Source organism: Oerskovia sp. NPDC060287 (assembly GCF_042726775.1).
Taxonomy (GTDB): domain Bacteria; phylum Actinomycetota; class Actinomycetes; order Actinomycetales; family Cellulomonadaceae; genus Oerskovia; species Oerskovia merdavium.
Genome location: NZ_JBHXBO010000236.1, coordinates 2,695 through 6,348, shown reverse-complemented (window position 1 = coordinate 6,348; position 3,654 = coordinate 2,695). Strand labels below are relative to the sequence as shown.

The 3,654-nt window shown below is 68.4% G+C and carries 1 protein-coding gene; it reads left to right on the top strand.

All coding sequences use genetic code 11. The features are described 5' to 3' along the window. Positions 1-377: 377 nt before the first annotated feature. Positions 378-3,654, top strand: a 3,277-nt coding sequence (locus ACFWFR_RS16400) for a carbohydrate binding domain-containing protein (RefSeq protein ID WP_377623663.1), incomplete at its 3' end; no start/stop codon positions are given.

Genomic DNA, 3,654 nt, shown 5'->3' with positions numbered 1-3,654 from the left:
CGTCCCGAGGTCATGATCCTCGACGAACCGTTCGCGTCCGTCGATGCTCAGACCCGCAATGATCTCGAGGACCCGCGCCCTGCCCGACAACCCGCAACCTTCTTGCATGTCCGGAAAGGGAGACACGTCCCTCGGGTCTGTGTAATCTTTCAGCAAGAACTCGCAATTCTCTGCAAAGGTGACAGACGCGGGTTCGGCCGGCGGTCAGGCCGGTTCAGGGGGAACAGGGGGAGCGGTAACGCACCGGCACCGATGCCGGGGCGCGGACGGGCAGTCACGCACCGACGCGGGGCTGTACGCAGCACCGAACGGAGAACGCAGCAATGATGCTCAGCCGAACAACCGGGAGACCGGTCCGCAGGAAGCCACGGCACAGGGTGCTCGCCGGGCTCACGGCGCTCGCCGTGATCGCGTCGGGCCTCGCGGCGGGGGCGGTGCCGGCTTCGGCCAAGGCGCCGACCCCGTCGCCCGTGGTCGCGTCCGACAACGGGCGGGGGAACGTCGTCCTCAACATGTTCCAGTGGACCTGGGACTCGGTCGCGGCCGAGTGCGCCAGCACGATCGGGCCCGCCGGCTTCGGCTACGTCCAGGTCTCGCCGCCCCAGGAGCACATCCAGGGCACCGCGTGGTGGACCTCCTACCAGCCTGTGAGCTACAAGATCGAGTCCAAGCTCGGCAACCGCGCCGAGTTCCAGAACATGGTCAGCACCTGCAAGACCGCCGGCGTCGGCATCGTGGTGGACGCGGTCGTCAACCACACGGCCGGCGCGGACACCGGGTCCGGCACGGGCACGGGAGGGACCAGCTACTCGGTCGACAACTTCCCCGGCGTCCCGTACGGCGCCAACGACTTCAACGACTGCCGCGCCAACATCACCAACTACGGCGACCGGTACAACGTCCAGAACTGTCGCCTCGTCTCGCTCCAGGACCTGCGCACGAGGTCGGACTACGTGCGCGGCAAGATCGCGGGCTACATGAACGACCTGATCGGCCTGGGCGTCGCCGGCTTCCGTATCGACGCGGCCAAGCACATCCCGGCCGCAGACCTCGAGGCCATCAAGGCCAAGCTCACCAACCCGAACGTCTACTGGGTCCACGAGGTCATCGGGGCCGCGGGCGAGCCCATCCAGCCCTCCGAGTACCTGGGCAGCGGGGACTCGCACGAGTTCAACTACGCGCGCACGCTCAAGAGCCGCTTCGACGGCAGCATCGCGAGCCTCGACGAGATCGGCAACGGGCTGCTCACCTCGGACCGCGCCGGAGTCTTCGTGGACAACCACGACACCGAGCGCAACGGCGAGACCATGAACTACAAGTGGGGCGCCAAGTACAAGCTCGCCAACGCCTTCATGCTCTCCTGGCCCTACGGCTCGCCCTCGGTCTACACGGGCTACACGTGGACCGACAAGGACGCCGGAGCCCCCGGCGCCACCAGCACGTCGGTCCCCGACGCGAGCTGCTCCAACAGCGCCTGGACCTGCACGCAGCGCTGGACCGAGATCGCCGGCATGGTCGGCTTCCACAACACGGTCGAGGGCACGTCCGTGACGAACTGGTGGGACGACGGCAACAACAACATCGCCTACGGCCGCGGGGCCAAGGGCTACGTGGCGATCAACAACACGGCCTCCGCCGTGACGCGCACCTACCAGACCTCGCTGCCCGCGAACACCTACTGCGACGTCGTGGCGGCCAAGGACTGCTCCAAGACCTACACCGTGAGCGCCTCGGGGACCTTCACCGCGACCGTCCCCGCGTACGGGGCTCTCGCGCTGCATGTCGGGAAGGTCAAGACGACCCAGCCCACGTGCGCGAACGACACGACCGCGCCGAGCGTCCCCCAGAACGTCAAGGCCACCGCGGCCGGGACCTCGATCGCGGTGACCTGGGCCGCGTCGACCGACGACTGCGCCTCACCCCTCACCTACGAGGTGGCCCGCACCGCGGGCGGCACGACCGTGAAGACGACCGTGACCGGCACGTCCACCACCCTGACGGGCCTCACGGCCTCGACCGCCTACTCGATCACGGTCACCGCGATCGACGGGTCGGCGGCCAAGAACAGGTCGGCGGCGAGCGCCACGGCCACGGCCACCACCGGCGCGCTGCCGGTCGACACGACCACGACGGTCTACTACTCGACCTCGAAGGGGTGGAACGTGTACAAGGTCCACTACAAGGTCGGCTCGGGCGCCTGGACCACGGCCCCCGGCGTCGACATGACCGCGGCCTGCACGGGCTGGGTCTCCCGTGAGATCCCCGCGAACGGGGCGACCGTCACGGCCGCGTTCACCAACGGGTCGGGCGCCTGGGACAACAACGGTGGCAAGGACTTCAGCCTCACGGGGCAGCACGTCCAGGTCTCGGGCGGAGTGGTGACCGCGGGCAACCCGTGCGTCCCGGTCACCGACGGACAGGCCGGCGACACCACGAAGGTGACGGCCTACTACCCGACCACGAAGGGCTGGAACACCTACAACATCCACTACCGCGTGGGCACCGGGGCCTGGACCGCCGTGCCCGGGGTCCCCATGACCGCCGCCTGCACGGGGTGGGTCACGAAGGAGATCGCACTCGACGGTGCCGGCAGCGCGACGGCCGTGTTCACCAACGGTTCGGGCGTGTGGGACAACAACGGGTCACGCGACTACGCCCTGCCCGCCGGAGCTTCCGTCGTGCTCGACGGCAAGGTCGTCGTCGGCTCGCCGTGCGCGCCGGACCCCGTCGACCCGGTCGACCCGGTGGACCCGGTCGACCCCGTCGACCCCGTCGACCCCGTGGACCCTGTCGACCCTGTCGACCCGGTCGAACCCACGAACCCGGGTACTCCCGCGGAGGGGCCGTTCTACGCGACGAACCCTTCCGGCCAGAAGGGCGTCAAGGCGTCCGTCACGGTCGACGGCTCGGCGTCCGAGTGGACCGAGAGCATGGTCATCGCCCAGGGGGTCGCCAACGACGACCCGAGGATCTTCCGCGGGAGCCACGAGGGTCCCGTGTACGACCTGTACTCGCTGTCCGCCGCCTGGGACGACGCGAACCTGTACCTCATGTGGCAGATGACCAACGTCACGGACGTCGTCGACCCGGCGCAGGGCTACCCGATCAGCGACAACGGGAAGCCCTACCAGGGCGACATCCCGTTCTCGATCGCGTTCGACACGAACAACTCCCAGGGGACCGACGGCCTGGTCGACGGGACGGACAAGGGCGTGTGGGGCATCCGCAACACCTTCGTCAACGGGAACGTCGACCACCTCGCGATGTTCTCGGCGAAGAAGGGCGTCGGTCAGCCCTCGGTCTTCTCGATGAACGACAACGGTGCCTTCGACTACGAGGAGGAGAACGTGCTCGGGTTCACGGACGCCGGGATCTCCTTCGCCTACGGTGACGGCTTCTCGGGCAGCTCGTTGATGGGCATCTCGTCCAACGGCTGGGCGGGCTACACGCCGGCCGACCTGCTGAACAGGAGCAAGTACGTCGACCTCCTCTCGAAGGGGCACGACAAGAAGCAGGACACGATCTACGAGATGAAGATCCCGTTCTCCGCGATCGGCACCACGCGTGCCAGGCTCGAGGGCTCGGGGATCGGCGTGCAGCTCATCTCGACGTTCGGCCAGTCCGGCATCGGCTCGCTGCCCCACGACCCGACGG